3 protein-coding genes and 1 pseudogene are annotated in these 4,383 nt (G+C 70.2%); all 4 read right to left on the reverse strand.

The window, feature by feature from the left end:
- Window positions 1–218 (reverse strand): CHC2 zinc finger domain-containing protein (locus ACRDP3_RS15320; RefSeq protein ID WP_431517493.1); only part of this gene is annotated, 218 nt, incomplete at its 3' end.
- A gap of 150 nt (window positions 219–368) precedes the next feature.
- Window positions 369–2,459, reverse strand: coding sequence for a M14 family metallopeptidase (locus ACRDP3_RS15325; RefSeq protein ID WP_431517494.1), 2,091 nt, complete (start codon window positions 2,457–2,459; stop codon window positions 369–371).
- Between the two features lie 216 nt (window positions 2,460–2,675).
- Window positions 2,676–3,962 (reverse strand): NAD(P)/FAD-dependent oxidoreductase, encoded by a 1,287-nt coding sequence (locus ACRDP3_RS15330; protein ID WP_431517495.1) that lies wholly within the window; start codon window positions 3,960–3,962, stop codon window positions 2,676–2,678.
- 170 nt (window positions 3,963–4,132) lie between these two features.
- A pseudogene (locus ACRDP3_RS15335) lies at window positions 4,133–4,383 on the reverse strand (deoxyguanosinetriphosphate triphosphohydrolase); the annotation flags it as partial.

Below are 4,383 nucleotides of genomic sequence, written 5' to 3' on the forward strand. Positions count from 1 at the left end.
TCGAGGGTGTCCCCGCCCTCCTGGCAGCCGAAGCAGTGGTACAGGCCCTTGCCCGGGCTGACGTGGAAGGAGGGAGACTTCTCGTCGTGGAAGGGGCACAGGCCCTTGAGATTGCCGCCGCCCGCGACGCGCAGCTGGAGGTACTCGGAGACGACGGCGTCGATCGGGACCGCGTCCCGTACCGCTTTCACGTCCTCGTCATTGATCCTTCCAGCCACGTCAGAGAGTGTACGGGGATCCGCCGACAACCCCGTTCGCCCTAGTACCAGTCTGACTTCGCGATGCCGTGCCGGGCTCGGCTGGGACTCGGCTGCTGTCGGGGTCCACCCGGCCGTGTCACCGGTGACCGTCCTCGACGCCGTTCCTCGTCAGCGCCACTTCCGCACGCAGCTCTGCAGGTCCGCCTTGACCTGCTGACCGCGCTCGACGACGACGGGAATCTGCTCGAGGACCGTGCCGTTCTTCTCGCAGGACAGTGTCCAGTTCTCGATGAGACCGGGCTCCGTCTCCGTCGTCGCATCGAACAGTGAAGCAGTCATCGTCCATGTGGGCGCCGCGGAGGCGAAGTTCTCCACCCGCAGCACGTACGTGCCCTGCTCCGGGTTGTCCAGGAGCACCCGCTCTTTGCTGCCGACGAAGGAGCCGGAGCTGCCCACCTCGGTGAGACTGCCGTCGGCGTTCTTGCGCAGCACCTTCAGATCGAGGTCGTCGGGTGTGGGCCAGTCCAGCTTCACCTCGAAGACGTCGGCGGCCCGGTCGACGACGAACTCCTTGTCCGTGGACTGCGCCGGCGGGGTCGTCCCGGTGAAGGTCTCCTGCTTCAGCGGGTCGGAGGAGATCACCTTGTTCTGCCGGGCCTGGACGACCGGACGTGTCGACGGGTTCACGTGCCAGGTGTACTTCCCGGACGAGTCGACCTTCATGGTCGTGTCGAGCGAGTCCTCGATGGCATCCGACCAGGTCGGCGTCGCGAAGTTCTTCTCCAGCCGCAGCGTCGCACCGGCTGGTGCCCGACCCGCGATCACCGAGTGGTGCGCGGTGTCGATGGCGTTCTCCAGCGCGAGGAGGTACGCCTCGCGGTTGCCCTTGCCCGCGTGCTGGCCCGCCCCGAGGTACTCGTCGACCACCTCGGGGAACGGCGGGTGGAACTCGTTCGGCCCGATCTCGAAGGTGTAGCCGTAGCCGCCCGTCGCGTTGTACGACCAGTCCTCTGTGGTGCCCGTGGTGTCGTACAGCTGCCAGGACTGCTGGCTGGTGTAGCCGTTCTGCTCGGCCATCGTGTCGCCGAGGGTCTTCATCGCGGCGTCGTCCGGCGGGATGCCCACGGCCTCGCCGTTCGGCCGCTTCGTGTCGGGCGCGACGCCGCCCGGCCGGAGCACGAGGTTCGAGTACGTGTGGTTGGTGATCAGTCCGGTGACCTGCCGCGAGCTCACCAGATCACGGACGTTCCGGGTCTCCGGCTCGGAGAAGGGCGCGGCGCCGCGGTAGGTGGGGTCGGGAGACTTGTCGCTCGCACCGGGGCCGCCCCAGTAGCCGCCGTAGTTGCGGTTGAGGTCGACGCCCACGCCGAAGCCTCCCGGACTTGTGGCCAGCGCGCATTCGCCGGCCGCCGGCTGCTGGCCGTCGACGATCCGGCAGTTCTTGCGCTTGTACGCGTTGCCGGGGGTGGCCAAGACCGATGCCGTGCCGCCGTCGTCGATGTCCCGCAGGTCGACCTTCTGCCCGTCGTTGACCGACTTCTCGAAGCCGTCGACGTTGACCACCGGGACCACCAGCACCCTCGCCTTCTGCAGCAGGCGGGTGATCCGCGGATCGGAGCCGTAGTTCTTGACCAGGTCGTGGGCGAACTCGATGGCGTGCTCGCCCGAGGGCCACTCCCTGGCGTGGTGCAGACCCATCATCAGGAACACCGGCCGGCCGTCCTCGGCCGCGACGTCCTGCCCGATCTCCACGCCGTGGACCGTCTTGCCCTCGAGGCTCTTGTGGGGCAGAGCGAACTTCCTGGCGATGTCCGGCCGCTGCTGGGCCAGTTCGGTGAGGCCGTTGTCGTAGTCGTCCAGGGTCCGGTAGGTGTCGCGGCCGGAGGGGAGCCGCGAGGTGGCGGTGGCCTCGGCGTAGGCGCGGTTCGCCGCGTTGTTCTCGGCCTCGCGCTTGAGCAGGTCGGGTATGCGGACGTTCCAGTTCAGGCCGGCCGCCTTCAGCGCCTCGGCGTCGGCGGCCTCATGGAGCACCACCTCGACGTAGTCGTGACCCACGTGTTCGGTCATGTCCAGGCCCAGCCGGTTCAACCGGTCCTTGGCCGCCCGGGTCGGGGTGTCCACGGTGACGAGCTGGGCACGGAAGTCCCCGGCGGGTGTCGCCGAGGCACCGGGGACCAACCCCGCCGTCAGAGCGACCGCCGCCACTGTGGTGGCGGCGAGGGTGAGCCGACGGCGTCTGCTCCGGATGAAAGCGCTCATGTCCACTCCTGTCAGGAGGTTCTCAGGCCGGGCAGGAGCAGGGTCTTGTGGACCACGGGCCCCCTGGCACTTCCGGATCGAAATCAACCGGAAGGTAGCGTCGGCGTCAGCCCCGCACAAGAGATGAAACGGAATCATTTGTTCCGCGTCGTGTCATCAAGGCTGTCGCCTGCGCTGGGCACAGACCACGGGAAACGAGCACGGGGTAAGTGGGGCTCAGCTCTGCTTCCCCTTTTCGAGCGCGGTCAGCGGCACGGCCGGGTCGGCGAGGGCCTCGGGGTCGACGGCGGCACCGGAACGGATCAGCTCCTGGATGGGGCCGGAGACGTCCCAGATGTTCATGTTGAGTCCGGCCAGCACCCGGTTGTCCCGCAGCCAGAAGGCTATGAGCTCGCGCTTGCCGGCATCCCCCCGGCACACCACTCGGTCATACGAGCCGGGCGGCGCGTGACCGGAGTACTCCATGCCCACGTCGTACTGGTCGGAGAAGAAGTAGGGCACCCGGTCGTAGCCGTCGTCCCGGCCGAGCATCGACCGGGCGGCCGCCGGGCCGCTGTTGAGCGCGTTCGCCCAGTGCTCGACCCGCAGCGGCCGGCCGTCCAGCAGGGGGTGCCGCAGGTCGTGCCGCACGGAGGCGACGTCACCGGCCGCGTAGATGTCGGGGTCGGAGGTGCGCAGGGCGGCGTCGACGGCGATGCCGCCGCCGGGGCCCGCCGCCAGTTCCAGTCCGGCCGACTCCGCGAGGGCGGTGCGGGGCGCGGCGCCGATGGCGGCGAGGACGTCCTGCGCCGGGTGCTCGCCGCCGTCATCGGTCCGTACGCTCCGTACCATCCCGTCCTGCCCGGTGATCTCGGCGGGCCGCGCCCCGAAGTGGAATCGCACGCCGTGCTCGCGGTGCAGGTCGGCGAAGAGCATCCCCAGCTCGGGGCCGAGCACGGCGTGCAGCGGCGTGGGGTCCGGCTCGACGACGGTGACCTCCGCTCCGTACGAGCGTGCGGCGGCGGCGACTTCGAGACCGATCCAGCCCGCTCCGGCGATGACGAGGCGGCCGCCCTCCTGGCCGAGCGCGGCCAGCCGTCCGCGCAGCCGGTCCGCGTGGGCGAGCCGGCGCAGATGGTGGACGCCGGCGAGGCCGGTGCCGGGGATGTCCATGCGGCGCGGCTCGGCGCCGGTGGCGAGCAGCAGCGCGTCGTAGTGCACGCGGGCGCCGTCGCCCAGGTGCAGGCGCTTGGCGGCCCGGTCGAGCCGTACGACGGTCTGGCCGAGGTGGAGTTCGATGTCGGCGCCCGCGTACCAGGCCGGCTCGTGCACGAGCACGCTGTCGCGTTCCTCCGCACCGGCGAGATATCCCTTGGAGAGCGGGGGACGTTCGTAGGGATGGTCGCGCTCGTCGCTGATCAGGATGACCCGCCCGCTGAAGCCTTCCGCCCGAAGGGCCTCGGCTGCCTTCGCACCGGCGAGCCCTCCGCCGACGATGACCAACGTCCGGTGTCCGTCGACCACTTGGTTCCTCCTCGCTGATCCCCGGTGACACTGCTGGTGAAGAAAGAAGTTCAGATGAGAGCGTCTCGCATCAGGCGAGCAGCGGGAAGAGGGGGATGTCCCGGCGGGGGCGCCGGAGGGTGCGCCCGGTGGGAGCTCGGCACCTGCTCAGCAGGCGCTCCGGCGGGTGCTCAGCGCGTGCCGGTGAGACGCCGGTGCAGCGAGCGGGCCGAGGCGTCGGTGAGCGCGGCGATCTGGTCGACGACGACGCGCAGCCGGGCCGCGTCCCCGTCCGCCTCCGCGAAGAGCGCGCGAAACTGCGGGTCGAGGCCGTCCGGGGCGCGGGAGGTCAGCTCCGCGGCGAGTTCTCCGAGCACGACGCGCTGGTCGGCGCGGAGCCGTTCCAGGTCGGGGCGCTGCATCACATAGCGGTCGGCGACGG

It is taken from the genome of Streptomyces sp. (genome assembly GCF_050698815.1).
GTDB lineage: Bacteria > Actinomycetota > Actinomycetes > Streptomycetales > Streptomycetaceae > Streptomyces.